At 71.7% G+C, this 24,257-nt stretch carries 30 protein-coding genes; 20 read left to right on the forward strand and 10 right to left on the reverse strand.

Annotation, left to right across the window (positions count from 1 at the left end):
- Window positions 1-11: 11 nt before the first annotated feature.
- Window positions 12-338, forward strand: a complete 327-nt coding sequence (locus ACQPZX_RS36800; RefSeq protein ID WP_433365940.1) for a YciI family protein — start codon at window positions 12-14, stop codon at window positions 336-338.
- The gene (locus tag ACQPZX_RS36805; RefSeq protein WP_433365943.1) at window positions 335-1,576 is read left to right on the forward strand and encodes an RNA polymerase sigma factor; all 1,242 of its coding nucleotides are present in this window, start codon (window positions 335-337) and stop codon (window positions 1,574-1,576) included. Before ACQPZX_RS36800 ends, ACQPZX_RS36805 begins: the two co-directional genes overlap by 4 nt.
- On the opposite strand, the gene ACQPZX_RS36810 is transcribed toward ACQPZX_RS36805, so the two are convergent.
- Together ACQPZX_RS36810 and ACQPZX_RS36815 are read right to left on the reverse strand one after the other, a co-directional pair.
- Window positions 1,573-2,451: a dioxygenase family protein gene (locus tag ACQPZX_RS36810; RefSeq protein WP_433365946.1), complete on the reverse strand. Its 879-nt coding sequence runs from the start codon at window positions 2,449-2,451 to the stop codon at window positions 1,573-1,575. The genes ACQPZX_RS36805 and ACQPZX_RS36810 overlap by 4 nt on opposite strands.
- Window positions 2,448-2,963, reverse strand: a complete 516-nt coding sequence (locus ACQPZX_RS36815; protein WP_433365949.1) for a MarR family winged helix-turn-helix transcriptional regulator — start codon at window positions 2,961-2,963, stop codon at window positions 2,448-2,450. The genes ACQPZX_RS36810 and ACQPZX_RS36815 overlap by 4 nt, the downstream gene beginning before the upstream one ends.
- An 88-nt stretch (window positions 2,964-3,051) precedes the next feature.
- Between ACQPZX_RS36815 and ACQPZX_RS36820 the strand changes: the two genes are divergently transcribed.
- Window positions 3,052-3,426, forward strand: a complete 375-nt coding sequence (locus ACQPZX_RS36820) for a DoxX family protein (RefSeq protein WP_433365952.1) — start codon at window positions 3,052-3,054, stop codon at window positions 3,424-3,426.
- On the opposite strand, the gene ACQPZX_RS36825 is transcribed toward ACQPZX_RS36820, so the two are convergent.
- Window positions 3,414-4,133 (reverse strand): hypothetical protein, encoded by a 720-nt coding sequence (locus tag ACQPZX_RS36825; RefSeq protein ID WP_433365955.1) that lies wholly within the window; start codon window positions 4,131-4,133, stop codon window positions 3,414-3,416. The genes ACQPZX_RS36820 and ACQPZX_RS36825 overlap by 13 nt on opposite strands.
- Window positions 4,134-4,200: 67 nt before the next feature.
- Here ACQPZX_RS36825 and ACQPZX_RS36830 point away from each other — a divergent pair, with 67 nt between their 5' ends.
- The gene (locus tag ACQPZX_RS36830) at window positions 4,201-4,401 is read left to right on the forward strand and encodes a hypothetical protein (protein ID WP_433365958.1); all 201 of its coding nucleotides are present in this window, start codon (window positions 4,201-4,203) and stop codon (window positions 4,399-4,401) included.
- Between the two features lie 4 nt (window positions 4,402-4,405).
- Here ACQPZX_RS36830 and ACQPZX_RS36835 read toward each other — a convergent pair whose 3' ends face one another.
- Window positions 4,406-4,831 (reverse strand): hypothetical protein, encoded by a 426-nt coding sequence (locus ACQPZX_RS36835; RefSeq protein WP_433365961.1) that lies wholly within the window; start codon window positions 4,829-4,831, stop codon window positions 4,406-4,408.
- A 75-nt stretch (window positions 4,832-4,906) separates the two neighbouring features.
- Here ACQPZX_RS36835 and ACQPZX_RS36840 point away from each other — a divergent pair, with 75 nt between their 5' ends.
- Complete coding sequence (locus tag ACQPZX_RS36840) at window positions 4,907-5,263, forward strand: DUF6401 family natural product biosynthesis protein (RefSeq protein ID WP_433365964.1); 357 nt, start codon at window positions 4,907-4,909, stop codon at window positions 5,261-5,263.
- A gap of 73 nt (window positions 5,264-5,336) precedes the next feature.
- Here the strand turns inward: ACQPZX_RS36840 and ACQPZX_RS36845 are convergent, their stop codons facing one another.
- Window positions 5,337-6,797, reverse strand: coding sequence for a mechanosensitive ion channel family protein (locus ACQPZX_RS36845; RefSeq protein WP_433365966.1), 1,461 nt, complete (start codon window positions 6,795-6,797; stop codon window positions 5,337-5,339).
- 155 nt (window positions 6,798-6,952) lie between these two features.
- On the opposite strand from ACQPZX_RS36845, the gene ACQPZX_RS36850 reads away from it, so the two are divergent.
- From ACQPZX_RS36850 to ACQPZX_RS36865, 4 genes are all read left to right on the forward strand, one after another.
- Window positions 6,953-9,109, forward strand: coding sequence for an ATP-binding SpoIIE family protein phosphatase (locus ACQPZX_RS36850; protein WP_433365969.1), 2,157 nt, complete (start codon window positions 6,953-6,955; stop codon window positions 9,107-9,109).
- Between the two features lie 199 nt (window positions 9,110-9,308).
- Complete coding sequence (locus ACQPZX_RS36855) at window positions 9,309-10,040, forward strand: VOC family protein (protein ID WP_433365971.1); 732 nt, start codon at window positions 9,309-9,311, stop codon at window positions 10,038-10,040.
- Window positions 10,041-10,133: 93 nt separating this feature from the next.
- Window positions 10,134-10,370 carry a helix-turn-helix domain-containing protein gene (locus tag ACQPZX_RS36860; protein ID WP_433365974.1) on the forward strand — a complete coding sequence of 79 codons (237 nt, stop codon included), beginning with the start codon at window positions 10,134-10,136 and terminating at the stop codon, window positions 10,368-10,370.
- A 1-nt stretch (window position 10,371) separates the two neighbouring features.
- Complete coding sequence (locus tag ACQPZX_RS36865) at window positions 10,372-10,962, forward strand: Clp protease N-terminal domain-containing protein (RefSeq protein WP_433365977.1); 591 nt, start codon at window positions 10,372-10,374, stop codon at window positions 10,960-10,962.
- On the opposite strand, the gene ACQPZX_RS36870 is transcribed toward ACQPZX_RS36865, so the two are convergent.
- Window positions 10,959-11,345, reverse strand: a complete 387-nt coding sequence (locus ACQPZX_RS36870) for a hypothetical protein (RefSeq protein ID WP_433365979.1) — start codon at window positions 11,343-11,345, stop codon at window positions 10,959-10,961. The two genes, ACQPZX_RS36865 and ACQPZX_RS36870, sit on opposite strands and share 4 nt — an antisense overlap.
- A gap of 66 nt (window positions 11,346-11,411) precedes the next feature.
- Here ACQPZX_RS36870 and ACQPZX_RS36875 point away from each other — a divergent pair, with 66 nt between their 5' ends.
- The 7 genes from ACQPZX_RS36875 to ACQPZX_RS36905 all read left to right on the forward strand — a co-directional run bounded on the left by ACQPZX_RS36875 (window position 11,412) and on the right by ACQPZX_RS36905 (window position 17,890).
- Entirely contained in the window at window positions 11,412-12,254 is an 843-nt protein-coding gene (locus ACQPZX_RS36875) for an NAD-dependent epimerase/dehydratase family protein (RefSeq protein ID WP_433365982.1), read from the forward strand.
- Window positions 12,251-13,492, forward strand: coding sequence for an enolase C-terminal domain-like protein (locus tag ACQPZX_RS36880; RefSeq protein WP_433365985.1), 1,242 nt, complete (start codon window positions 12,251-12,253; stop codon window positions 13,490-13,492). The genes ACQPZX_RS36875 and ACQPZX_RS36880 overlap by 4 nt, the downstream gene beginning before the upstream one ends.
- A gap of 245 nt (window positions 13,493-13,737) precedes the next feature.
- Window positions 13,738-14,247, forward strand: a complete 510-nt coding sequence (locus tag ACQPZX_RS36885; protein ID WP_433365988.1) for a hypothetical protein — start codon at window positions 13,738-13,740, stop codon at window positions 14,245-14,247.
- A 274-nt stretch (window positions 14,248-14,521) separates the two neighbouring features.
- Entirely contained in the window at window positions 14,522-14,749 is a 228-nt protein-coding gene (locus tag ACQPZX_RS36890) for a hypothetical protein (RefSeq protein WP_433365991.1), read from the forward strand.
- Between the two features lie 96 nt (window positions 14,750-14,845).
- Window positions 14,846-15,229, forward strand: a complete 384-nt coding sequence (locus ACQPZX_RS36895; RefSeq protein ID WP_433365994.1) for a PRC-barrel domain-containing protein — start codon at window positions 14,846-14,848, stop codon at window positions 15,227-15,229.
- Window positions 15,230-15,333: 104 nt separating this feature from the next.
- A complete protein-coding gene (locus ACQPZX_RS36900; protein WP_433365996.1) occupies window positions 15,334-17,055 on the forward strand; it encodes a DUF1996 domain-containing protein in 1,722 nt (573 codons plus the stop codon).
- Between the two features lie 61 nt (window positions 17,056-17,116).
- Window positions 17,117-17,890, forward strand: a complete 774-nt coding sequence (locus ACQPZX_RS36905; protein ID WP_433365999.1) for an inositol monophosphatase family protein — start codon at window positions 17,117-17,119, stop codon at window positions 17,888-17,890.
- A gap of 3 nt (window positions 17,891-17,893) precedes the next feature.
- On the opposite strand, the gene ACQPZX_RS36910 is transcribed toward ACQPZX_RS36905, so the two are convergent.
- Window positions 17,894-18,583 (reverse strand): hypothetical protein, encoded by a 690-nt coding sequence (locus ACQPZX_RS36910; protein ID WP_433366002.1) that lies wholly within the window; start codon window positions 18,581-18,583, stop codon window positions 17,894-17,896.
- A 164-nt stretch (window positions 18,584-18,747) separates the two neighbouring features.
- On the opposite strand from ACQPZX_RS36910, the gene ACQPZX_RS36915 reads away from it, so the two are divergent.
- Window positions 18,748-19,248 (forward strand): tetratricopeptide repeat protein, encoded by a 501-nt coding sequence (locus ACQPZX_RS36915; RefSeq protein ID WP_433366005.1) that lies wholly within the window; start codon window positions 18,748-18,750, stop codon window positions 19,246-19,248.
- 11 nt (window positions 19,249-19,259) lie between these two features.
- Here the strand turns inward: ACQPZX_RS36915 and ACQPZX_RS36920 are convergent, their stop codons facing one another.
- A complete protein-coding gene (locus tag ACQPZX_RS36920; RefSeq protein WP_433366008.1) occupies window positions 19,260-19,718 on the reverse strand; it encodes a GNAT family N-acetyltransferase in 459 nt (152 codons plus the stop codon).
- A gap of 61 nt (window positions 19,719-19,779) precedes the next feature.
- Here ACQPZX_RS36920 and ACQPZX_RS36925 point away from each other — a divergent pair, with 61 nt between their 5' ends.
- Genes ACQPZX_RS36925 through ACQPZX_RS36935 form a run of 3 tightly spaced genes read left to right on the forward strand, consistent with a single transcriptional unit; the run spans window position 19,780 to window position 22,608 of the window.
- On the forward strand, window positions 19,780-21,156 hold the full coding sequence (locus ACQPZX_RS36925; RefSeq protein ID WP_433366011.1) for an alpha/beta fold hydrolase: 1,377 nt from the start codon (window positions 19,780-19,782) through the stop codon (window positions 21,154-21,156).
- Between the two features lie 47 nt (window positions 21,157-21,203).
- Window positions 21,204-21,644, forward strand: a complete 441-nt coding sequence (locus ACQPZX_RS36930) for a MarR family winged helix-turn-helix transcriptional regulator (RefSeq protein WP_433366014.1) — start codon at window positions 21,204-21,206, stop codon at window positions 21,642-21,644.
- Window position 21,645: 1 nt separating this feature from the next.
- Complete coding sequence (locus ACQPZX_RS36935; protein WP_433366017.1) at window positions 21,646-22,608, forward strand: pirin family protein; 963 nt, start codon at window positions 21,646-21,648, stop codon at window positions 22,606-22,608.
- Window position 22,609: 1 nt separating this feature from the next.
- On the opposite strand, the gene ACQPZX_RS36940 is transcribed toward ACQPZX_RS36935, so the two are convergent.
- Together ACQPZX_RS36940 and ACQPZX_RS36945 are read right to left on the reverse strand one after the other, a co-directional pair.
- On the reverse strand, window positions 22,610-23,500 hold the full coding sequence (locus ACQPZX_RS36940) for a HEAT repeat domain-containing protein (RefSeq protein WP_433366020.1): 891 nt from the start codon (window positions 23,498-23,500) through the stop codon (window positions 22,610-22,612).
- On the reverse strand, window positions 23,497-24,234 hold the full coding sequence (locus tag ACQPZX_RS36945; RefSeq protein ID WP_433366023.1) for an alpha/beta fold hydrolase: 738 nt from the start codon (window positions 24,232-24,234) through the stop codon (window positions 23,497-23,499). Before ACQPZX_RS36945 ends, ACQPZX_RS36940 begins: the two co-directional genes overlap by 4 nt.
- Window positions 24,235-24,257: the final 23 nt, after the last annotated feature.

The following is a 24,257-nucleotide window of genomic DNA, read 5'->3' on the forward strand; positions in this document are numbered from 1 at the left end:
CTGATCTTCCGATGCAGTACCTGATCTCCGTCATCTTCGACGAGAACGACGGTCTCGCCACGGCCGAGGAGGCCGCCGCGATCGATGTGTTCAACGACCGGCTCCAGGCCGACGGCCAATGGGTCTTCGCCGGCGGTCTCGCCTCGCCCGACTCGGCCACCGTCATCGACAACCGGGCCGGGGCGGCGATGGTCACCGACGGGCCCTTTCTGGAGTCCAAGGAGTACCTCGCCGGCTTCTGGATCATCGAGGCCCCCGACCTCGACGTGGCGCTCAAGCTCTCCTCGGAGGGATCCAAGGCCTGCAACCGCAAGGTCGAGGTGCGGCCGTTCCGGTGAGCGAGGACGACGTCCACCAGGCGGTCACCCGGGTCCACCGCGAACAGTGGGCCCGGGTGGTCGCCGCCCTGACCCGGCGCTTCGGTGACCTCGACATAGCCGAGGAGGCGGCCGCCGAGGCCTTCGCGACCGCCGTCGAGCGCTGGCCGGCCGACGGCGTGCCGCCCAACCCCGGCGCCTGGCTGACCACCACCGCCAACCGCAAGGCCATCGACCGGATCCGGCGCGAGAACAAGCGCGACGACAAGCACAGGGAGGCGCAGATGGCGTACGGCGACGACCGTCCCGAACCTCCCGGCGCCATCGACGACGACCGGCTCCGGCTGATCTTCACCTGCTGTCACCCGGCGCTCGCGATGGAGTCCCGCGTGGCGCTGACGTTGCGGATGGTCGGCGGCCTGACCGTGCCCGAGATCGCCCGCGCCTTCCTGGTGGCCGAGAGCGCCACCGGGCAGCGGATCACCCGCGCGAAGGCCAAGATCAAAGCGGCGCGCATCCCCTATCGCGTGCCGTCCGCGGAAGATCTGCAGGTCCGCGTCTCCGGCGTGCTCGCCGTCCTCTTCCTCGTGTTCAACGAGGGCTACCTGGCGACCGGCCCCGAAACCGACCCGGTGCGCCAGGACCTCACCGCCGAGGCCATCCGGCTCACCCGCCTGACCCGGGCCCTCCTGCCGGAGGACGGCGAGGTGGCCGGGCTGCTGGCGCTGATGCTGCTCATCGAGGCCCGCCGCACCGCCCGGGTCTCGCCCGGCGGCGAGTTGGTCGCCCTCGACGAGCAGGACCGCGGCAGCTGGGACAAGGCGCTGATCGCGGAAGGCCACCGGCTGGTGCGCGAGCGCCTCGCCGCGGCCGCCGCCGGGGTGCCGCCGGGCCGCTACCAGATCCTGGCCGCGATCAACGCCGTGCACACCTCCGCCCGCGACATGCGCGACACCGACTGGTCGCAGGTCCTCGCCCTCTACGACCAGCTCGTCCGGGTCGACCCCTCCCCGGTCGTCGCGCTCAACCGGGCCATCGCGGTCGCCGAGCTCGACGGGCCCGAGGTAGCCCTGTCCGCCGTCGACCGTCTCGAAGAGCGGTTGGCCGGCTACCACGCCTTTCACGCCACCCGCGCCGACCTCTTGCGCCGGCTGGGCCGCAGCGCGGAGTCCCGAGCCGCCTACGACAAAGCCATCGAGCTGGCCGGGAACACCGCCGAGACCGCCTACCTGACGCGCCGCCGCGACCAGCTGCGCTAGTCGATCGTCTCGAACGAGCGCTTGGCGAAACCCAACATGCAGCCGTCGATGGTGGTCTTCACCGGGGACTCGGGGTTGGTGGCGGCGCCCAGGGTGACGAACAGCGGCAGGTAGTGGTCGGGGGTCGGGTGGGCGAACGGCATGCCCGGGGCCCGGTGGTAGTCGGCCAGGGTGTCGACGTCGCCGCGGGCGAGGGCCTCCGACACCCAGGCGTCGAACTCCGAGGACCAGGACGGGACGGCGCCGGTGAGCATCTCCCGGGTGATGAACGGCAGGCCGTGGGTCATGAAGCCGGAGCCGATCACCAGCGTGCCCTCCTGGCGGAGCTCGCGCAGCCGGGCGCCCAGGGCCAGCAGGCGGCCGGGGTCGTGGGTGGGCATGCTCAGCTGGAGGACGGGGACGTCGGCCAGCGGGTACATCGCCATCAGCGGAACCCAGGCGCCGTGATCGAGGCCGCGCCGGGGGTGCTGGTGGACCGGGTCGGCGTCGGGCATGGCGGCGGCCACCCGGCGGGACAGGGCGGAGGCGTCGGGAGTGTCGTAGGTCAGCTCGTAATAGCGCGGGTGGAAGCCGCCGAAGTCGTAGACCAGCGGGGTGCGCGCGGCCGGGGCCGAGAGCATCAAGGGAGCGCTCTCCCAGTGGGCCGAGACGATCAGGATGCTGCGGGGCTTCGGCAGGGACCGGGCCCAGGTGAAGAGCTGACGCAGCCAGGCCGGGTCGTCGAACAGGGGCGGTGCGCCGTGGCTCAGGTAGAGCGCGGGCATCGGACCGTCGGCCGGGGTCCAGTCGCGCTGGTCGCGGGCAGCGGGCAGCGCCTCGAGCAGGAAGTCGTCGTAGGCGCCGGCGGGCACCGCGGGATCGAAGATCGAGGTCACGGCCGGGGGCCTTCCGAGGACGGGGCGGGGCGGGGGCAGCCGGGATCGATCGCCTGCATGATGCGGCGGCCGATCTCCTTCAGCTGGCGTTGCTGCGGCTTGGTCAAAGGGTCGAAGACCAGCCGCCGTACGGCCTCGACGTGGCCGGGCGCGGAGGCCACGACCTTGGCCCAGCCCTCCTCGGTGAGGATCGCCAGGGTGTAGCGGCCGTCGGTGGGATCGGGGGTGCGGCGGATCCAGCCGCGTTTCTCGAGGCGGGAGACGACCTGGGAGAGGCGGGGCAGCGAGCCCTCGGCGAAGGCGGCGAGGTCGCTCATGCGCAGGGTGCGGCCGGGAGACATGGAAAGGCCGGAGATCACGAGGTATTCGAAGTGGGTGAGGCCGGCGTCGCGCTGGAGCTGGGCGTCGAGGGCGCCGGGGACGCGCATCAGGACGGCGAGCAGCGCCATCCAGGCCTCCTGCTCGTCGTCATCCAGCCAGCGCGGCTCCGCATCGGTCTCCACACCGGCCATCGTAGCTTAAAGCTTGAACCGATGATCACTTGCGGCGTGAAGTGAATCTGCGTACGGTTCGCTTCACTCGTTAACTGATGGAGGGCCCGTGAACGTCGTTTTGTGGATCATTGCGAGCCTGCTCGCCGCCGTCTTCCTCGGCAGCGGCCTGCTGAAGGTGCTGCGGCCGAAGGAGCAGCTCAAGGCGCAGGGCATGGGGTGGACCGACGACTTCGGCGCGGGCACGATCAAGCTGATCGGGGCGCTGGAGGTGCTGGCCGCGATCGGGCTGATCCTGCCCGCGGCGCTCGACATCGCGCCGATCCTGGTGCCGCTGGCGGCGACGGGGCTGGCGATCGTCATGGCCGGGGCGGTGGTCGTGCACGCGCGCCGCAAGGAGACGCCGATGGTGATCGGCAACGTCGTGCTGCTGATCCTGACCGTGGTGGTCGCGTGGGGGCGGTTCGGGCCCTACTCCTTCTGACGGACGGTCAGGCTTCCGATGGTCGAGCGCGCTCTGATCGCGTACCGATCAGGGATTTTGCTCCACCCGGGCGTCTCCACGACGGCGCCCGGCGTGATCGCCTGGCCGGACCCCCACGGAAGCTCGGCGAAGCCGGCGCCCTGATCGAGCTCGAGGCGCAGCGGCGACGCGCTCAGGACGACGCTGCCGACGGCGCCGGCGAGGGTGATCGGCACGGTGCCGGCCGGCGGCGGCAGGCGCAGCTCCAGCAGGCCCGACGCGCCCAGCTCGAGCCGGGAGACGCGGCCGCGGCGCAGGTCCAGCTGCTGCTCGCCGGCGCCCGAGGGCAGGCTTATCCCCCACCGGACGTCCCGGTTGAGCACGATGCGAACCTCGTCGGGGCCGTCGGCGCCGTTCGGTCGCAGAATGGCCCGGACATGGCCGTTCTCGCTGGTCACATGAGGTGTGAGGCCGCTGTCGGCGGGGGTGGTGACACGGTAGAGGAGGCCGGGGAGCGTCGCGGTGACCACCTGGACCCGGGAGGCGGCGTCGTCGACCGTCAGGTATGCGCCGGTGCGACCGAGAAGGGACCCCACGGCCACATGCGGGGCGGGCGCGGGGGCCGCCGGGGGCGTCTCGTGCGGCGCGCACCCGGCCAGCGCGGTGACCAGCGACAATGCGACGAACGCGCGAAGTCTTGAGCCGCGGGGACGCAATCCTGAGGGCACGATCGGACAACGGAGAATCGGCCGAACGGGTGACGGCGATCCCGTGTGATCGCGACAAACTGGCCGAATGCGATCTGCCGGTTTCCTGTCCGAACGCCAGCGTCTCTTCGCCTGGGTCGGTTTCCTGCTGGCCGCCGTCCAGGCGCCCGTGGCCGCCAAGGTCATCGACGACGCGTCCTGGCTGTTCGCCGTGGCCGTGGCCCTCTGCGTCGCCACCGTGATCCTGGCCGACGACGCCCAGCGCCGCCGGCCCGAGCCGATCGAGTAGCGCTCTACCGCGCCTCGTGCCCGGTTCTCCCGTGGGTGCGGCGGCGCTCCTTCAGCTCCGCCTCGTAAAGATGCCGCCGGCCGCCGGCGAGCTTCTCGCGGGCCTCTCTCTCCAGCGCGCGGAACTCCGACCAGTAGCCGTCGTCGTACTCCTCGACCAGCTGGAACGTCCAGTGGCCGGGCGTGACGTTGCGGCCGATCAGCTCCCGCTGGATGCGCTCGGCCAGCTCCTCGTGGCCGGCCTGCATGAACAGCGAGACCGCCTCGTCGAGCTGGAAGTCGGCGGTGCCGGTGAGCTGGTGCATCGCGTACAGGTGCCCGCGGACCCGCTCGGTGGTCTCGAGGGCCTCGCTCAGCTTGCCCAGCGCCTGCACGGTGAGATCGTCGAGGCCCTCCGGGCGCCGGTGGGCCTCGTCCGGTCCGTCTTCCAAAGTCTTTCCCCTTCAACCGACCTGCACCTGTACGGAGAACCTTTCCCTACCCGAGGCTCCGTAACTTTTCTTCTCATGAATGGCCTGTTCAGCGGCGCTGCCGCCCGTGCTGCCCTCCGTTCCGCCTACGCCTGCCTCGCCGAGCTCCACGACACGGTGGGTGTCAGCGGCCTCGACGCCGCCGACGCCGGCCCGGGCCTGATGGCCATCGTCGACCAGCACGCCGCCGGGATCCGCGACAGCCTGTCCGCGGACGTCCGCCCGCTGACGGCGGTTCTGCTCGCCGCGTACGCGGAGGGCGTGCGCGACGCCGCGTTCACCCACGGCTGGCGCCCGCCGGTCGGCCCGATCGACTGGTCGGACAACGACTGGGTCATGCGCCGGCTGCTGGCCGTGTGCGTGCTCGCCCGCACCCTGCCCGACCCCAGCTGAGCTAGGGCAACACCGCTCCACAGGCTGTCCGACCAGGGGCCGCCGCCGGGTTCACGCCCGGCGGCGGCCCTTTCTATGTCTTGGGCTTGCGACGCTCGGCGGCGGTGACGTCCTGGGTGGTGTCGTCCTGCGTCGCGAAGTCCTGCGTCGTGTCGTCCGGCGTCGTGCCGTCCGGGCGGATCACCTGGGTCTCGTCGGGGCCGATCACCACCGTGTTGTCGGCGCCCGGGTTGATGATCGTGGTGTCGGCGGTGTCCGACGTGATGATCGTGGTGTCGTCGGGGTCGGGGTCGAAGCCGGGGATGAAGTCGGGGCGGTGCTCGCGGCGCTCGGTGTCGAAGGCGCTGTCGGTGACCCGGCGGCCGCGCGGGGTCGGGATGACCTGGGTGTCGTCCGGCGGCGGCTCGGCGCCCCCGGCGGGCTGCTGGCCGGCGGCGCGGGAGGCGGCGGCTTGGCGCTCGGCCTCGGCGGCGGCGACCGCGGCCTGGCGGGCCTCTTCGGCCTGGCGGGCTTCATTCGCGCGCCGGGCCTCCTCGGCCTCCTTGGCGAGACGAGCTTCCTCAGCGCGACGGGCGTCCTCCGCTTCCTTGGCCAGACGCGCTTCCTCGGCGCGACGGGCCTCCTCGGCCTCCTTGGCGAGACGAGCTTCCTCAGCGCGACGGGCGTCCTCCGCTTCCTTGGCGAGACGCGCTTCCTCCGCGCGACGGGCCACCTCGGCCTCCTTGGCCAGACGCGCTTCCTCCGCGCGACGGGCCTCCTCGGCCTTCCGGGCCTCCTCCGCCAGCCGGGCCTCTTCCGCCAGGCGCGCCTCCTCGGCACGGCGCTCTTCCTCGGCGCGGCGCTCGTCCGCATACGCCTTCGCGTGCTCCCGGATCGCGCTGGACTCGGTCGAGGCGCGATCCAGCCACCCGTCCCACCGCTGCTGCATGGGCCGGATGAGCCCGCCGCCCACCCCCACGATCACCACGCCGGCGACCGTGGCCAGCACCGCGATCAACAGCGGCTGGGTGACCGACGTGGCGATCCGCACCTGGTCGAGCGCCGCGATCACCCCCAGCGCCACGATCACGATCGCGACCACCCGGGCCAGCACCCGCCCGTACCCGAGCCCGCCCAGCGCGCTGGCGATCAGATCATGGACAGCCCCCGCGATCGCCGCGGCCACCACCACGATCACGATCGCCACGAACGCCCGGGGCAGCCACGAGATCAGCGCCGTGAGCAGATCGCTGACCGGGTTGGGACCCCAGATGCCGAAGGCCAGCTGCAGCGCGAACAGCAGCACCGCATAAAAGACAATCTTCGCACAGAGGTCGGCGGCGCTGACGTTCCGCAGCGCCCGCCCGACGCCCCCGCGCGACACCGCCCGGTCGAACCCGGTGCGTGCCAGACCCTTGGCCACCAGCGTCCGCAGCACCCGGGCCACGAAGTATCCGACGACCAGGATCACGATGAACGCCAGCGCCGCGGGCAGGAACAACAGCACCGAGCGCCACATGTCGCTGAGTCCCTGGCCGATCCCGTTCCCGGTCATCACCACTCCCCTGCTGTCATCGAGGCCACTGCGACCATAAGACGGAACGAGCGACGCCGCTCGGCTCGCAATGTCAATAACTCGTACCGTCAGGAATCGGACGGACGGAGGGCGGGGCATCGTCCGAATGGCCGAGTCGGGCTACGCTTTTGGTCATGGCCGGGACGGGTGGGGTGAGCCCCTCAGTGATGCCCACGCTGCCCGCGCAGCAGGGCGGGCTCCCGCCTGGCCGCCGCAGCTGCGCCGAGATCGTCGCCGAGATCGACTGGTCGGCCACCGCGCTCGGCCCGCGTGACCACTGGGATCCGGCGGTCGCGGCCGCGGTCGAGCTCGTGCTGGCGTCGCCGATGCCGATGGCGTTCAGCGCCGGCGCAGGCTTCGTCCTGATCTACAACGACGCGTACGCCGAGATGATCGGCTCCCTGCACCCGGCCGCGCTCGGCCGCCCCGCGCCGGAGGGGCTCGCCGATCTCTGGGCGTCCCTGGGCGGCGTGGTCGAGGAGGTCTACCGCAGCGGCCAGCCGTTCCTCGAGGCCGAGACCCAGCTGACCGTGGCCCGCACCGAGGGCGGCCCCTCCGAGCAGGCCTTCTTCACCCGCGGGCACTCGGTCGTGCACGACTCGCGGGGTGCCGTCACCGGGGTGCTGACCGTCGCCGCCGAGACCACCCAGGTGACCCGGCGCCTGCAAAATCTGGGCGATCTCACCGCGCGGCTCGCGGTCGCGCTGACCGTCGACGACGTGGCCCGGGTCGTGCTGGGCTACGCGCTGGCCTCGTTCGACGTCGACCACTGCGTCTTCGCCGTCGACGACGGCGCCGCGTTCCGCATCGTGCGCCGGGTGCGCGGCGAGGTGCTCGACGAGGCCGACGAGCGCCTCCCCCCGGTGTGGAAGAGGATCCCCGACGATCCGCGCGCCCCGGTGGTGGCGGCCGCCCGCGAGGGCCGGCCGTCGTTCGTGCCCGACGGCGAGCCGCTGCGCGAGGTGGCGGCCGACCGGCACGAGCGGCGCATCCGGGCGCTGGCCGTGCTGCCGCTGCGGACGCCGTCGCTGACCGGCGCGCTGAGCATCGGCTACCGCGCCGCGCACACCTGGCTGCCGGCCGAGCGGGCGCTGCTCAGCGCCGTCGCCCAGCTGGTGGCGCAGGCCGCCGAGCGGGCCCGCCGCTTCGAGGCGCAGCACGGCACCGCCCAGCTGCTGCAGCGCAGCATGCTCCCCGAGCACCTGCCCGAGCTGGAGCATTTCCGCATAGCGGCCCGGTACGCCCCGGGCGTCGACGGCAACGCCGCGGGCGGCGACTTCTACGACGCGTTCCGGCTGGCCGACGGCCGGCTGGCGATCGTGCTGGGCGACGTGGCCGGGCACGACGTGCGGGCGGCCGCGGTGATGGGCCAGGTGCGGGCGGCGCTGCGGGCGATGGCGCTGACCGACCCCGAGCCGCCGGCGGTGCTGGCCGGCCTCGACCGGCTGGTCGGCTCGCTGGGCGCCGAGTCGCGCAACGAGGAGATCTTCGTGACCGTGGCGTACGGCGTGCTCGACCTCGCCGACGGCACGATCACGCTGGCCAGCGCGGGCCACCCGCCGCCGGTGCTGCGCCGCGCGGGCGTGGCCGGCGAGCCGCCGAGCGCCGAGCTGGTCAAGGTGCCGCCGGGCGCGCCGCTGGGGCTGGGTGGCCGCTGGCAGACCGGCCAGGTGCGGCTCGAGCCGGGCGACACGATCATGCTGTTCAGCGACGGGATGGTGGAGCGCCGCGGCCGGGCGCTGAACGACGGGCTGGACGCGCTGGTGGCGGCGGCCGCGGCGGCGCCGAGCGGCGACCCGCGCAACCTGTGCTCGCTGGCGACCGCGGCGGTGCCGGGCCCGCCGACCGACGACGACGTGGCGGTGCTCGCGGTGGAGCGGGCGGTGACCCGCAGCCGGTCGGACACGATGCGGGTGGCGGCCGATCCGAGCGGCCCCAGCCGCGTACGCCATTGGATGACCGCCCGCCTGCGCGAGTGGTCGGTGCCCGAGCCGGTGATCGCCTCCGCCGTCCTGTGCACCAGCGAGCTCACCACCAACGCCCTGCTGCACGCCGGGACCCCGGCCCAGGTGGAGATCGACCTCAACGCGGAAAGGCTGCTCGTCTCGGTCGCCGACACGGGCACCCGGGGCAGCGTGATCCGCACGCAGGCCGAGGCCAAGACGAGCCTGAGCAGTCGCGGGCGTGGCCTCGGGCTGATCGAGGAGCTGAGCGACTCGTGGGGCACCGATCCGTCGGTCCGCGGCTCGACGGTGTGGTTCGAGATGTTGATCAGGTCCACACTCGACTGATCGACTGGTTAACGGTCGCGTTACATTCGAACCCTCAACCAATTACTCTGCGTTGCGGCAACACGCGCCAAACCGGACATTGAACCCTTGGGTAGTGACGAAGCGTATTGGGTGCCGTAAGGTGTTCAGCAATTCGGGGACATCCAGGTTGGAGCGGCACATGAGGATCAGAGGCTTTGCGCCATCGACCCCCTGCTGGGTGGAACTGACGACTTCGGACCCGGCGCGGGCGGCGGAGTTCTACGCCGGACTGTTCGGCTGGGAGATCGACGGCGATCGGTTCCTGCTCAATGGCCGCGCGGTTGCCGGCATCTCCCGAAGCCGGCACGACCGGCCCGACGGGTGGCTGACGTACCTCGCGACACCCGAGCTCGAGGAGACCTGGGAACGTGTGCTCCAGGCGTACGGGAGAATTTTGACCCCGCCGGAAGAGCGAGCCGGCGCACGCAGCTCGATTGTCGCCGACGCCGGCGGCGCTCTGTTCGGACTCTGGCAGTCCACCGGTTTCGCGGGCGCCCAGCTGCGGGGCGAGCCGGGCACGATGGCCTGGTCGGACCTGCTGATCGACGACATGGCCCCGGCGACGGCGTTCTACGGCTCGGTGTTCGGGTGGACGCTGACGCACGAGTTCGGCAGTGGCGAATGGCTGACGGAAGCGCACGACTCGGTGGCCGGGCTGATCACCGGGCGGTACGACAACCGTTGGCAGCCGTCGTTCCAGGTGGCCGACTGCCCCTCGCTGGTGGACGACGTGGCCCGGATGGGTGGCCGGGTGACGGCCGGGCCGGTGGAGATGGGCCTCGGGCGGTATGTCGAGATCTGCGATCCGACGGGTGCGGCGTTCGCGATCACGGCGCCGGCGCCGCGGCCGGTGGAGCTTTCGATCGCCTACAACGACATCATCGGGTTCGAGCTGACGTACGGCGGCTAGTTTTTGGCCGGCTTCGCAAGAAGCCGGCCTTTTTTTGCGCGCGCGATGTCAACCGGGGTTGACGGTTGGCCCGCGTCAACGTAAGTTGACAGCATGACTGAGGCAACCGACCTCGCCGCCGCCGCCGGCAGCACCGACCCCCGCGTCGGCCTGCGCGCGGTGGTCGCCCTGCGCCGCCTGCTCGAGGGCCTCGAGCATCTGCAGGTCACCAACGCCCGCCGCCAGGGCTGGTCCTGGCAGGAGATCGCCGACGCGCTCGACGTGACCCGCCAGGGCGTCCACAAGAAGCACGCGCACCTCATGCCGGCGCGCGACCCACGGGAGGGCTGACATGTTCGAGAGGTTCACCGCCGCCGCGCGCCAGGTCGTCGTCGGCGCCCAGGAAGAGGCCCGCGACCTGGGCCACGATCACATCGGCACCGAGGACGTGCTGCTCTCGATGCTCGCCGACGCGGATGGCGCGGTCGCGCGACTGCTCCGGCCCTTCGACTACGAGGCGGCCCGGGAGGCGATCGGTCCCCTGAAGCCCGACTTGTCGTTCACGGAAGCCGACGATGAGGACACCGCCGCGCTCAAGGCCATCGGCATCGACCTCGACAAGGTGCGCGCCGCCATCGAGGAGAGCTTCGGCGCGGGCGCTTTGAAGCTGCCCAAGCCGGCGCCCAAGAAGCGGGGCATCTTCGGCAAGTTCTACGCGGGCAGCGGGCACATCCCGTTCTCCCCGCGAGCGAAGAAGGTGCTGGAGCTCTCGCTGCGCGAGGCGATCCGCCTGCACCAGAACTTCATCGCCCCCGAGCACCTCATGCTGGGCCTGCTGCGCGAGGGCCAGGGACTGGCCGCCCGCGTCCTGGCCGACCACGACGTCGATTTCCGGAAGCTTCGCGCCGACCTGGAGAACTCGCTGAAGAACGAGGCCGCCTAACCGCGGAAGTAGATGCGCAACTGGTGGCCGCTGGACGTGTGGTGCCACCCGACGTCGCCGAGCACCTCGACGTCGGGCCGGCGCTCCAGCCAGTCGGCCGCCATCGCGAACGCCTCGGCCGGCGTGCGGCCGACGAACGACACCCGGCGCTCCCACTCCTCCACGACGCGGGCGCCGGGTCCGGAGATCACCGCGGTCGGCCCGATCCGGCGGCCGCTGCGCACGGCCTGCACGAACCAGTCGTCCAGCTCCTCGTCGTGCTCGACCGCCCAGCCGTCGAAACGGTCGACGTCGTTGGCGATCGCGTTGCGGGCGCAATTCAGGGCGGCATCGAGGGTGGCGAGCTCGATGTCCTCGCCGTTGTACTCCACCCGGTAAGCCATAGCGGCTCGATGATAATGGCGTGGCCAGGCGTTCGTCGCGGTCATGATCAGAGTAAGTTGCAGCTCATGCGCGCCCTCGTGACCGGCGCGGCCGGGCTGGTCGGGTCGGCCGTGCTCACCCTGCTCGCCGACCGCGGCGTCCCGGTCACGGCGCTGGTCCTCGAGGAGGCGCCGGGCCTGCTCGCGGACCGGGTCGTGGTGGGCGACGCCTGCTCGGCGCCGGTGGTCGACGAAGCATTGCGCGATGTGACCGACGTGATCCACTTGGCCGCCATCCCGACTCCGCTGCACGATCCCGGCGAGAAGGTTTTCGGGCACAACACGCTCGCGACCTTCACCGTGCTCGATCGCGCCGGCCGGGCGGGCGTCGAGCGGGCCGCGATCGCGAGCAGCTATGCGATCTGCGGGCTGCCGTTCGCGCGGGCGCCGCTGCGGATGCCGTACTTCCCGATCGACGCGGAGATCCCGCTGCAGATCACCGACCCGTACGCGCTGTCCAAGCAGGTCGACGAGGCCACCTCGCTGATGATCCACCGCCAGTACGGGATGAGCGTGGTGGCGCTGCGGCTGCCGTTCGTGGGGACCGCGGAGGGGCGGCTGGCCGAGGCGGCCGCGCGATTCACCCACTCGCCGCAGACGGGCGCGGCCGACGTCTGGAGCTATCTGGACGATCGGGACGCGGCGCGGGCTCTCGTCGCCGGGTTGCGGCCGGCGGTGGCCGGGCACCACGTCGTGTACGTGGCGGCGCCGTCCACGCTGGCGCCGCAGCCGACGGAGTGGCTGCTGGAGACCTTTCATCCCGGCGTGCCGCGGCCCCGCTTCGCCGGTCGTTCGGTGCCGATCGATCTGACGCCGGCGCTCGATCTGCTGGATTTCACCGCAAAATTCCTTTATGAGGTACGGGCATGAGGCCGCCGTGGGATCAGGGGAACGACATCGCCGTCACCGGCGTGCGGGTCGTGATCACCGCCCCCGAGGGGGTCAACCTCGTGGTGGTCCGGATCGACACCTCTTCGCCGGGGCTCTACGGTTTGGGCTGCGCCACTTTTACCCAGCGATTCGCCGCGGTTGTCTCCGCCCTCGAGTCGCACGTGGCGCCGCTGCTCGTCGGCCACCCAATTTCGGACATTTCCGAAATTTCGCGTCTGTTGCATTTTTCGTCGTATTGGCGGGCTGGACCGGTGCTGAACAGTGCTTTGTCCGGCGTGGACATGGCGCTGTGGGACATCGCGGGGAAGCGCGCCGGCATGCCCGTTTACTCGCTACTGGGCGGGCGGCTCCGCGGTGACGTGCCGGTCTACCTGCATGCCTCCGGCGCGACCATCCCGGAAACCCTCGACCATGCGGAGTCGCTGATCGAGGACGGCTTCACGCACGTACGCCTGCAGACCGGCCAGCCGGGCCTCGGCGCCTACGGTGCTCCCGGCCGGCCCGGTGGCTATCCGCTGGCGCCCTACCCCGACGGCTGGAGCGTCCAGCACTACCTCGCCCAGACGCCGCGCCTGTTCGCCGCCGCCCGCGACCGCCTCGGCGACGACGTCGAGCTGTTGCACGACGTGCACAGCCGGCTCACGCCCAAGCAGGCCGTGGTGCTGGCCCGCTCGCTCGAGCCGTACCGGTTGTTCTTCCTCGAGGACCCGATCGCGCCCGAGCACTACGACCGGTTGCCCGAGGTGCGCGCGGCCTCACCCGTACCCATCGCCTGCGGTGAGCTGACCACCTCGGTCGCCGAAGCGGCCCGCCTGGTCTCCACCGGCGGGGTCGACCTGCTGCGCTGCCACATCTCCGCGATCGGAGGCCTGACCCCCGCCCGGAAGCTGGCCGACTTGTGCGAGCTCTCCGGCGTCCAGACGGCCTGGCACGCCCCCGCCGACGTCTCCCCGATCGGCGCCGCCGCCAACCTCGCGCTCGATCTGGCCAGCCCCGCCTTCGGCATACAAGAGGGCCACATCTATCCCGATGTGGTCCACGAGATCTTCCCCGGGACGCCGGTGATCGAGGCTGGATATGCCCGCCCCTCCACCGCTCCCGGCTGGGGAATCGAGCTCAACGAGAAACTCGCCGCGGCCCACCCGCCGGTCGTCGGCGCCCATGAACGCTGGGCGGCCACGGTCCGCCGCCCCGACGGCGCCCTCGAGGCCCCCTGAGCCTTGCTGATTTGCCGTGCCCCGCTCGCACCACCTCACCGTTGATGATCTGCCGTGCCCCGCTCGCACCACCTCACCGTTGATGATCTGCCGTGCCCCGCTCGCACCACCTCACCGTTGATGATCTGCCGTGCCCCGCTCGCGCCAATTCATCATTGATAAGTTGCAGCGCCCAGCTCGCTCCGATTCATCACGGCCCGGATGCGTACCCCCGGAACGTGCTTTCGCGGCGTACCTTCGATGGCATGAGCGTGCGGTGGTGGTCGATCGAGGTGCGCGATGGCGTCCTGCCCGCGATGCGGTGGAAGGACGGTTACGGTGAGGCCCTTCTGGAAGCGGCCATCACCAACGGCGCCCGCAAGTGGGAGTGGACCGTGATCCCCGGCGGCGTCGTCCTGGAGGTGGCGTTCCGCGAGACCGACGAGTGGGACCGTTTCCGTTCCCTGCCCGTCGTCACCGCGGCCCTGGACGCAACCCCCGACCCGGTCAACGGCCTCTACGTCTACCCCGGCCGGGGCGGCAGCGCGTCGTCACGCTCCCCCAAACGCAAACCACGCCCCACCGGCGCCGGCGCCGCCGCCATCCCGATCCCGGTCGAGCCCGCCCCGACCGCCCGCCTGGCCGTCGCCACCCCACCCGCCGAGCCCCTGCTTGCCGAGTCCTTGGAGCCCGAGCCGGTGGAGGCCGAGCCCGCGATCGCCGAGCCCTTGGTCGCGGAGGGGCCGGACCACCAGACCCTGCAGCCCGCCGCCTGACCGCCCCACTGCCACGCAGGGAGGCGCCACGCAGGGAGGCGCCACGCGGGGAGCCGCCACGCGGGGAGCCGCCACGCGGGGAGCCGCCACGCGGGGAGCCGCCACACGGGGAGCCGCCACACGGGGAGCCGCCACACGGGGAGCCGCCACACGGGGAGCCGCCACACGGGGAGCCGCCACACGGGGAGCCGCCACGCGCGGCGCACGCCCTGCGCAACGCGCGACGCGCCGGCTCTGCACGGCGCGCCATCTGCACAGCGTGCCCCTAAGCGAAGTGCCCTCCAAGCGACGCGCCACCACGCAATGCGACCTCGCGCCGAACGTCTCCGATGTGCGCGAGCCCGCCGCCACGCGCGAGCCCGCCGCCACGCGCGAGCCCGCCGCCACGCGCGAGCCCGCCGCCACGCGCGAGCCCGCCGCCACGCGCGAGCCCGCCGCCACGCGCGAGCCCGCCGCCACGCGCGAGCCCGCCGCCACGCGCGAGGCCGCCCTCATGGGCTAGCCGCTCGGGGGCGGCGAGCGGGCGGGGTGTCGCATGAACTTGACCGATTTTGGGTAATCGCCGGGGATGGCTGAGCCGTCAGGGACGCTGACTCCGTTGAGCGAGACCGGGCAGACCGTTGCCGATCCCGCGCAGGATGTCCGCGGCCGTAGCGTGATCGACAGCGCCGGTGAGAAGGTCGGCACTGTCATTGACCTTCTGGTCGACTCCGCCGGCGAGGCGGTCCGGTTTCTGAGCGTCGAGCATGGTGGCATCCTCGGGTTCGGGGCCACCACGTCCTTCATCCCCGTCGATGCGATTGAGCGGGTCACCGACGACGAAGTGCACGTGGCCTCGGCGAAGGACCGCATCGCCGGCGCGCCCCGGTACAGCCCGGACCTCGCCGACCAGCGGCCGTACTACGAGGACCTCTACGGATACTACGGATTTCCGCCGTACTGGTCCCCGGGCTACTTCTATCCCGGCTTCCCGCCTCGATAGGGGCAGTTCTTACCAACCGATGACGCTCGGCCGCTTTCCTCATCCCTGCCCTCGGTCGCCCTCGTATCCGGGCACATCACCCCCGGGCACGAGGAGGAAAGCGGATGAGAAGGAAGTCGAAATGGCGCGACGCGCGGCCCGTCCGGCTGGCGCTGGTGGCGGCGGTGCTGGTGGCGACCGGCGCGCTCACGGTCACGTTCGTGTCCAGCGGCGGCAAGGGCTCCGCTGACGCCGCCACGAGCCTGGCGGACTTTCTGGCGATCGAGCAGGTGCCGCCCAACGTGGTCAGGCCGAAAGCCGGGCCCAGGGCCTCAACCGGGCGGTTCACGGTGGACTGCGGCACCAACGGCAACGGCAAGTTCAGCCCGGACAATCCGGTGGCGCAGCCGGGCGTGAAGAACGGCGCGCAGCACGTGCACGACTTCGTCGGCAACCTCGCCATCACCGCGGATTCGTCGGATGCCGATCTCGCCGCATCCGGCACGACGTGCCGCAACGGCGACAAGTCCTCGTACTTCTGGCCGGTCGTGCGGATCGACAAGGCGGTCCGGGCCGGGGACAACGCGGTCAAGCAGGCTCTGGCCTCGACCTCGCCGACGGTGGTCTGCCCGTCGGTACGCGGCCGGATGCCGGCCGTGCCCGCCGGCGCCAAGAAGACGGTCGACCGGATGCTGGCCGACCTGGACCGGCTCGAAGTCACCGCCGACCGTCGCGTGCTGGCGTCCCGCGGCGTGAACGCCAAGCTGAACACCGAGGTGCTTCAGTGGCTGCGGACCCAGCGCCTCGCCCTCCTGCAACGGCTCGGCAAGGCGGTCGGTGCCGGCGGCATGGTCTCGCTGGCCGACTGTGACGTGAGCTTCGACGCCGTGCACATCACCCTCCACAGTGGGCACGGCACGGCCGCGACTCCGCAGGTGCGGTGCCCGTCGGTCCGCGACAAGCTGCCGGGCGTCCCCGCCAAGGCTCTTGACGAGGTGAACCGCAATCTCGCCGAGCTGGACCGGCAGATCTCCGAGGCCAACCAGCGATTGGTCACCGGCCAGAACGGCAACGCCCTCGTGGGCCCGCTCACGGCGAAGCGGACCGCCACCCTGGACCGGATCGCCATCGCCATCGCCCGGCAGGGCGCCACCCGGCCGCAGGGCCTGAACGCCCTCGCCCCGTGCACTGTGGATCAGCAAAGCGGCGGCCAACCGAGCGGCGGCCAACCGAGCGGCGGCCAACCGAGCGGCGGCCAACAGGCTGCGGCCCCGCTGCCCGACCCCCAGGGCCCGAACCTCGAACTGCCCAACAACACCGGCGGCATCGTCCGGCCCGCAGCGGTACGCATCGAGTACCGCGGCAACCTCCGCACCAAGGTCGTTCCGATGCCGAAGTTCCTGCGGGAGCTGACCGGCGAGTCGAAGCCGGCCGGCCGGGGCACCGCCAACGCCCGCGCCACCTGGACCTGTTCCGGCTTCGCCGACCGGCTCTCCGACAAGTACCCGGTCTGCCCGGCCGGCCGCCAGGTGCAGCGGGTGCAGGACTTCCCGGGCTGCTGGGACGGCAAGAACATCGACAGCGCCAACCATCGTGACCACGTCGCGTTCGCCGACCGGGCCACCGGCGCCTGCCCGCGCGGCTTCGTGGCGATCCCGCAGCTGCGGATCACCATCTCCTACGAGATTCCCCGCGACGTGCAGCTGAAGGGCCAGTACGCCCTCGACTCGTTCCCGGAGGAGAACCACAACCCGTTCTCCGACCACAACGACTTCCTCAACGTCAACTCGGCACGGACCATGCAACGCATCGCCACCTGCATCAACGACGGGCGGCGCTGCGCCTGAGCGGACCGGGTGCGGGGTTCGCCACGGCGGCGCCCCGCACCTTCCGCTAGCGTGTCCGGTGATGGACCGAGATCTCCTCGCGGCGCGCGACCTCGCCGCCACCCTGGCAATCCAAGCCGGCCGGCTGCAGCTCGAGCGCCGCGACACCCTGCGGGTGGGCGCGCCCAAGGCGCACGCCAACGATGTCGTCTCCGACGTCGACATCGCCAGCGAGCGCCTCATCGTGGAGGCGATCAACGCGGCCTTTCCCGACGACGCGGTGCAGGCCGAGGAGGGTCACGGCCGGTCCGGGTCCAGCGGCTGGATGTGGATCATCGATCCGCTCGACGGCACGCGGAACTACATCAGTCGCACCGGCCCGTGGTCGGTGTGCGTAGCCCTCTATCAGGAGGACCAACCCAAGCTCGCGGTGGTGCACGAGCCGGTGGCGAACGAGACCTTCAGCGCGATCGACGGCGGCGGCGCGTTCCTGAACGGCGAGCCGCTCGCGGTGAAGGGCGGACCGCCGCTCGGCGAGGCGCTGGTGGGCGTCAGCTTCCAGCCCGGCCCGGAGACCAAACAGCGGGCGGGCCGCGTGATCAACGAGCTGCTGCCGGTCGTCGGCGACATCCGCCGGCTCCCGGCCGCGCTCAACCTGGTGTACCTGGCCGCCGGGCGGCTGGACGGCGGCCTGGCCCTCGACACCAAGTTGTGGGACATCGCGGCCGGCGCCCTGATCGCCCGGGAGGCCGGCGTGGTCCTCGGCGGCCGCGGCCCGGACTTCTCGACCGAGCTCACCATCGGCGCCGCCCCCGCGTTGTGGGACGACCTCGCCGAACGGGTCCGGAAGGTCTAGCTGTCACCAGGGTGGTGAGGCGAGCCGCTCCGCGCAGATCCGGCGGTCCTCGGGGTCGGCGACCGCCTCGATGGCGCGGGCCGCCTCGGCCTTGAGCTCGGGTGCGCCGGCCTCGCCCGACCGGGCGGCGACCCGGGCGCGGGCCTCGGCGGCGAAGGCCCGGTCCCAATCGGCGAACGCCGCCGGGTGCGCCTCGATCAGCTCCGCATACCGGGCCGCGTGCCGGGCGGCGACGTCGAGCAGCCCGATCGCCACCGCCACGCTGGCGATCATGTACTCGCCGCGGCCGTGGTTGGCGACCGTGCCGGCCTGCATCCAGTGGTAGGTCGACGCGTACGCCGCGTACAGCGCCTGTTCCCGCTCGATCTGCGGGCTGAGCTCGGACAAGCCGTTGCCCAGCACGTCCCAGGTGCCGTTGTTCAGCTCCACGCCGAACCACCGGTGCAGGTCGGTGCCGCCGCTCTGCTGCGCGACGACGGCCGCCACGAGATCGCGCCAGCCCGGGAAGTCGTGCTCCCGTGCGATCACCAGCTGGGCGTCCCGCAACGAGATCTCGCCGGCCGCCTGCGGATGCACGGCCCGGACCCGCGCCGCGGCGACTGGACTGCCGCCCGCGTACGCCCGCCGCAACTCCTTGGCCTGGGCTCGCAGCTGGCCGGTCGAGGCGTGCTCGGGCAACTTCCGAACGCTCATGATCTCTCCATCGCCACCCGGGTCCGCTGCGAACCGGGCGCGATCGGACGACGCGCGAGGCAACGCACAGTGGTGGGAAATCCAGGTGCACTCGGTGCTTGCCGCGGACGGGAGGCGCCCTGGTACGCGCTGCGCACACCATACACGGCACTATGCTCCGGCTCATGACTCCCGAACTGGCCGAGGCCATCCAGCGCGGCTACGACCAGCGCGACCGGGCGAACATGGCGCCCACGATCGCCTACTTCCAGGCGCTGCTGGCCGAAAACCCGGACCATCCGGTTCTCGTGTACGAGGTGGGCGGCGCCTACGACACCGCCGGCCAGGAGGCAACCGCCCGCGGCTACTACGAGCGGGCGCTGGCGCTTGGCCTCGACGGCGACGTCCTGCGCCGGTGCCTCTGCCAGTACGGCAGCACCTTGCGGTGGCTGGGCGACCTGGACGAATCGCTAGCGGTGCTCGATCGCGCCCGCCGGGAGTTCCCCGACTCCGATTCCGTACGCGTCTTCCGCGCCCTGACCCTCAACGAGGCGCAGCGCCCGGACGAGGCCGTGGCCGAGCTGCTCACCGTCGTCACCGAGCACGCGGAGGTCACCGACCTCGGCCGCTGGTCGACCGGCCTGCGCGGCCTCGCCCAGTGGCTCGCCGACGGCCGGCCCGAATAGAAGGTCAAGCGCTAGAAGCGTAGTCGCATCGCGGGATCGGAAGTGCGCTCGAAGCCCAGCGACCGGTAGAGCGGCTCGCCGTCGGCCGACGCGCGCAGGTCGACCCTGGTGATGTCGCGGTCGCGGAACCAGTGGAGCAACGCCGTCAGGCACGCGCGGGAGAAGCCTCGCCGGCGCATGTCGGGGTCGGTGGCGACGCTGAAGACGTAGCCGCTGCGGCCGAAGGGGTTGCCGGGGCTGCCGAGCCTGTCCTCGATCACGCCGAGCGCGCACGCCGCCAGGCCGGTCGCGCCGGGGCGGTCGACGACGAACGCCGCCATGGTCCCGGCGGCCAAGCGGTCGAGGAGCGTGGCGCGGGCGGGCTTCTGCCAGTCGTCGTCCCACGACGCGGTATGCAGGGAGCGCAACATGACGGCGCGTAGGCGCACCAGCTCGTCTGCGTCATCCGGACCGGCGAGGCGAGCAATCATGGCACGCACGTTAGCGGTCCCGGGGCAGCGAGCCGTATCGAATTCCGACTAGCGTCCCCGCATGGTCCGTGGCGTGGGGTTGCTTCCGGCGCTGGTCTGGGGTGTGGTCGTGGCCTTCTGGCGGCCACGCGGGCCGATCTTCCCGATCGAGGCCGTCGGCATCCTGGTGGTCAGCCTCGCGGTGGGCGCGTTCGCGGGGCGCTATTCGCGGTCGCGCTGGGCGATCCTGCTGACGCCGCTGCTGTTCCTGGTGGCGGCCGAGGTCACGCGGGTGGGGTTCGCGGGCCCGACCGTGGACTATCCGCGCCCCACCGACCTGGGGATTCTCGCGCTGATCGTGGGGCGGGGCTTCGAGGCGCTGCTCACGCTGCTGCCGATGGGCGTCGCCGCGGCCTACGGCGCGGGCTCGACGCGGCGCAGCCGCAGCCCCTGGCGGTGGGTCGGCCGCTTCGTGACGGGCGTTCTGGCCGTCGTGGTGGTCGCGACGGGGGTGGTGGTCGCGGTCCCGGGGCGCGTCGCGCCGATCAAGGGGGGCATTTCCGAGCTTTCGTACGCGGGGAAGCTCGGTCTCATGATCAGGGGCGCCCGCACGGACCTCCCGATCCTGCTGTTCGTGCCCGGGTCGCCGGGCGGATCGGAGCTGCGCGCGATGCGGGAGCGGCTCGCGGCTCTGGAGCAGCGGTTCATCGTGGTGACCATGGACAGGCGCGGCGGCGCGCGGTCGTTCGGCGCGCTCGACCCGACGCCGACCTTCACGGTGGAAAACGAGACCCGCAACGTCCTGGCGGTCACCGAGTACCTGCGCACCCGGTTCCGTCGCGACAAGGTCTTCCTGGTCGCACATTCGGGCGGCACGATCGGCGCGACTCTGGCCGTACAGGAAAGCCCTGGGTATTTTGCGTCTTATGTCGGAGTTGGTCAGGTGGCGAACCCGACCGCCAGCGACCGCACGCAATATGACGACACGCTGGCGTGGGCGCGGGCCCGGGGAGACGCCACGCTGGTCGCGCGGCTCACGCAGGTGGGTCCGCCGCCTTACACCAACATCTACGGGTACGAGCCGATGATCCTCAACGAAGATCGGGTGTACGGGACGGACAACGGCGACGCGCTGATCGAGAACGTGGAGGCGCCCGAGCTCGGGGCCCTGGAGAAGGTGCACGTGATCTCGGGCTTCCTCGACTCGTTCGACGCCTACTACCCGCGGGTGCGCTCGATCGACTTCAAGACCCAGGTGCCCGCTCTGGCCGTACCCGTCTATTTCGTCGCCGGAGACCGTGAGGTGCCCGCACGCGTACGCGATCTCGGTCTTTGGAACGCGGTGCTGAAGGCGCCGCGCAAAGAGCTCGTGACGCTCAAGAACGCGGGTCATCGGTCGATGTTCGATCAGCCGGCGGCGTTCGTGGCGCTGATGGACCGGGTCCGCGACGCCGCGTGACCCACGGCACCTTGTTATTTAAGATTTGAAAGAGTTAGAGTTCCCGCATGGCCGAACCGCTGACGGACGACGAACAGCGCGCCTGGCGCACGTTCATCGAGACCTCGTGGGCGCTGCACACCCACCTCGAGGACGACTTGCGCGCCCGGACCGGCCTGAGCATGAACGACTACCACGTCATGGTCGTCCTCTCCGAGGCGCCCGGCCACCGGCTGCGCATGGGCGAGCTGGCGGGCCGGCTGGTGTTCTCGCCGAGCCGCATCACGTACCAGATCAACTCGATGGTCAAGCGCGGTCTCGTCCGCAAGCAGCCCTGTCCCGAGGACGGGCGCGGCCAGGAGGCCGTGCTCACCGAGGAGGGGATGACCGCGCTGGAGTCCGCCGCCCCGCTGCACCTGGTCACCGTGCGGGACAGCTTCATCGACCGCCTCGAACCCGACGAGCTCGAGGTCATCGCCCGGGTTTTCGACAAAGTTAGGAAGGCCTGAGATGCCCGCCATCACCGTCGACGATGTGCTCGTCCTGCCGCGCCTGGGGACCTTTTCCGGGACTTTCCGGCCGGTTCGCCGCCTTACCACCGCGCCGTCCGGTTACGAGGGCGAGGGCTTCCCGGTGCGCCGCGCGTTCGCCGGCGTGCCGCTGAACGAGCTCGACCCGTTCATCCACCTCGACCAGATGGGCGAGGTGGACTACGCGCCGGGCGAGCCGAAGGGCACGCCGTGGCACCCGCACCGCGGCTTCGAGACGGTGACCTACATGATCGACGGGATCATGGACCACCAGGACTCGCTCGGTGGCGGCGGCACGATCACCAACGGCGACACCCAGTGGATGACCGCCGGGCAGGGGATCCTGCACATCGAGGCGCCGCCGGAGCACCTGGTGACCAGCGGCGGCCTGTTCCACGGCCTGCAGCTGTGGGTCAACCTGCCGGCCGCGGCGAAGATGATCACCCCGAAATACCAGGACATCCGCGGGCGCGAGTCGGCCCTGATCACCACGCCGGACGGCGGCAGCCTGATCCGCATCATCGCCGGCTCGATCGCCGGCCACGACGGCCCCGGCTCGACCTTCACCCCGATCAACCTGGCGCACGTGACCCTGCAGCCGGGCGCCCAGCTCGACCTGCCGTGGCAGGAGGACTACAACGCGCTGGTGTACGTGCTCGCCGGCCGCGGAAACGTCGGTGCCGAGCAGCGGCCGATCCAGATCGGACAGTTGGCGGCCTTCGGGGCGGGCGGCGCGATCCGGGTGACGGCGGACGCCACGCAGGACTCCAACATCCCGGCGATGGAGCTGTTCGTGATGGGCGGGCGGCCGATCCGGGAGCCGGTGGCGCACTACGGGCCGTTCGTGATGAACACGAAGGAGGAGCTGGCCCAGGCGTTCGAGGACTTCCAGAAGGGCCGCCTCGGCGTCGTGCCGGCCGGGCGCCTCCCCCACACCGACTGAGCTAGGACGTAGCTGCCTGGCGGACGACGGGGCTCGGGTCGGCGGCAAGTTGCGTTCGCAGCTCGCCGGCCTCGGGCCACTGGCACGGGCCCAACGCGGCGGCCAGGTTCCAGCGGACCTCGGAGGACTCGTCGGCGGCCAGGGCCCGCAGTGTCTCGACGGATTCGGGGCCGTCGCTGGTGGCCAGCGCCACGGCGACAGCGGCGCGGACACGTTCGTCGGGGTCGGCCGCGCACGGGATGAGGGCGTCCCGTGCGTCGCCGAGGTTGCCCAGGCCGCGAGCGGCGCCCGCCCGGACCGAGGGCTCGGCGTCGCCGAGCAGCACAAGCAATGCTTCGGCGGCAGCGGCCCGACGGTCGGAGCCAGCGGCCAGGGCGTCGGCGGAGGCGGCCTGCGCGGCGGCGGCCGCGGCGGCGGCGGCGGACAGGCGGCCGAGTGCCTCGCCCAGTGCCGCGCGGACCTGCCAGGACTCGTCGGTGGCGAGCGGAATCAGGTGGTCGACCACGGCGGCGGGGGCGTCCCAGGCCAGGCCGAGGACGGCGTGGTGGCGGGTCCACATGTCGGGGTCGCTCAGGGCCGCGACGAGCAGATCCTCCACGCGGGGATCGGCGGTCAGAGCAGGCAGGGAGTCCACGGCGGCCCGCCGGATCGCGGGGTCCTCGGAGGACAGGGCCCGCGTGAGGAGAGGGATGTCGTCGGGGCGGACGACGTGACCCAGCGCCCACAGCGCCTCCACGCGGAGGGCGGGGTCGTCGAGCAGCGGCAGGAGCGCGGCGCGGCAGGTGTCCGGCTCGTTCCACATCAACTCGGCAAGGGTGCTGCGCAGGCTGTCGGCCTCGTCCGGGTCGGAGGTGGCGAGCAGCCTGAGAAGCGGGGCCAAGCCGCTGGTCACTTCAGAAACTCCAGGAGGATCGGGTTCAGCAGGTCGGGGCGTTCCATGCTGGGCAGGTGGCCCGCCCACGGCAGGTGCACGCGGGTCGCCGAGGGGTGCACCGCGGCCAGGTCGTCGGCGACCGCGCCGAACTCGGGGAAGTCGTGGGCGCCGGTGACGAGCAACATCCGGGCGGCGATGTCCGCGTAGTCGTACTCGTACGTGGTCTGCGGTGGCTCCTCGGGGACGGCCATCTGGAGGTCGAAAACGTGACGCTGCATCACCCGTACGGAATCACGGGTTTGGTCTGATGCCTCTGGACCCACCCACTGGGTGACGTTGAGGTCCACGGCGCCGTCGATGTCGCCGGCCTCGAGCAGGGCGTTCTCGCGATCCCAGAAAGCGCGCAGGCCCGGACCGGGAAACAGGTTGTCGCCGGCGGAGCAGAGCAGCACGAGGGCGGTCACCAAGCCGGGGTAACGGGCGGCGATCTCCAGCGCCACGCGGCCGCCGCCCGAGGAACCGATGATCGTGAAGGGGTCGGTGCCGAGCAGGTCGAGCGCGTCGTCGGCGTCGTTGTAGAGCTCGGTGGCCGGCGGGGAATCGCCGTAGCCGCGCAGGTCGCAGCGGATCGCCTGGAAGCCGGCCTCGACCAGCGCGGGAACCGTCGGATCCCACATGCGACGGTCGACCACCGTCGAGTGCAGCAGCAGGACGGCGGGGCCGTCACCGGTCACGTCATGGGCAAGAGTCACGCCGACGAAGGTAGACCCTGCGG

The organism is Actinoplanes sp. CA-142083 (genome assembly GCF_050942195.1).
Classification (GTDB): Bacteria; Actinomycetota; Actinomycetes; order Mycobacteriales; family Micromonosporaceae; genus Actinoplanes.

What these genes read in the sequence shown, in the direction of transcription:
- ACQPZX_RS36880 (WP_433365985.1), top strand. Translation starts at nt 12,251, where the DNA reads ATGAGGCCGCCGTGGGATCAGGGGAACGACATCGCCGTCACCGGCGTG.
- ACQPZX_RS36815 (WP_433365949.1), bottom strand. Translation starts at nt 2,963, where the DNA reads ATGGCCGGTGTGGAGACCGATGCGGAGCCGCGCTGGCTGGATGACGAC.
- ACQPZX_RS36910 (WP_433366002.1), bottom strand. Translation starts at nt 18,583, where the DNA reads ATGAGCGTTCGGAAGTTGCCCGAGCACGCCTCGACCGGCCAGCTGCGA.
- ACQPZX_RS36915 (WP_433366005.1), top strand. Translation starts at nt 18,748, where the DNA reads ATGACTCCCGAACTGGCCGAGGCCATCCAGCGCGGCTACGACCAGCGC.
- ACQPZX_RS36925 (WP_433366011.1), top strand. Translation starts at nt 19,780, where the DNA reads ATGGTCCGTGGCGTGGGGTTGCTTCCGGCGCTGGTCTGGGGTGTGGTC.
- ACQPZX_RS36860 (WP_433365974.1), top strand. Translation starts at nt 10,134, where the DNA reads ATGACTGAGGCAACCGACCTCGCCGCCGCCGCCGGCAGCACCGACCCC.
- ACQPZX_RS36920 (WP_433366008.1), bottom strand. Translation starts at nt 19,718, where the DNA reads ATGATTGCTCGCCTCGCCGGTCCGGATGACGCAGACGAGCTGGTGCGC.
- ACQPZX_RS36830 (WP_433365958.1), top strand. Translation starts at nt 4,201, where the DNA reads ATGCGATCTGCCGGTTTCCTGTCCGAACGCCAGCGTCTCTTCGCCTGG.
- ACQPZX_RS36850 (WP_433365969.1), top strand. Translation starts at nt 6,953, where the DNA reads ATGGCCGGGACGGGTGGGGTGAGCCCCTCAGTGATGCCCACGCTGCCC.
- ACQPZX_RS36845 (WP_433365966.1), bottom strand. Translation starts at nt 6,797, where the DNA reads ATGACCGGGAACGGGATCGGCCAGGGACTCAGCGACATGTGGCGCTCG.
- ACQPZX_RS36800 (WP_433365940.1), top strand. Translation starts at nt 12, where the DNA reads ATGCAGTACCTGATCTCCGTCATCTTCGACGAGAACGACGGTCTCGCC.
- ACQPZX_RS36840 (WP_433365964.1), top strand. Translation starts at nt 4,907, where the DNA reads ATGAATGGCCTGTTCAGCGGCGCTGCCGCCCGTGCTGCCCTCCGTTCC.
- ACQPZX_RS36930 (WP_433366014.1), top strand. Translation starts at nt 21,204, where the DNA reads ATGGCCGAACCGCTGACGGACGACGAACAGCGCGCCTGGCGCACGTTC.
- ACQPZX_RS36885 (WP_433365988.1), top strand. Translation starts at nt 13,738, where the DNA reads ATGAGCGTGCGGTGGTGGTCGATCGAGGTGCGCGATGGCGTCCTGCCC.
- ACQPZX_RS36900 (WP_433365996.1), top strand. Translation starts at nt 15,334, where the DNA reads ATGAGAAGGAAGTCGAAATGGCGCGACGCGCGGCCCGTCCGGCTGGCG.
- ACQPZX_RS36870 (WP_433365979.1), bottom strand. Translation starts at nt 11,345, where the DNA reads ATGGCTTACCGGGTGGAGTACAACGGCGAGGACATCGAGCTCGCCACC.
- ACQPZX_RS36935 (WP_433366017.1), top strand. Translation starts at nt 21,646, where the DNA reads ATGCCCGCCATCACCGTCGACGATGTGCTCGTCCTGCCGCGCCTGGGG.
- ACQPZX_RS36865 (WP_433365977.1), top strand. Translation starts at nt 10,372, where the DNA reads ATGTTCGAGAGGTTCACCGCCGCCGCGCGCCAGGTCGTCGTCGGCGCC.
- ACQPZX_RS36875 (WP_433365982.1), top strand. Translation starts at nt 11,412, where the DNA reads ATGCGCGCCCTCGTGACCGGCGCGGCCGGGCTGGTCGGGTCGGCCGTG.
- ACQPZX_RS36905 (WP_433365999.1), top strand. Translation starts at nt 17,117, where the DNA reads ATGGACCGAGATCTCCTCGCGGCGCGCGACCTCGCCGCCACCCTGGCA.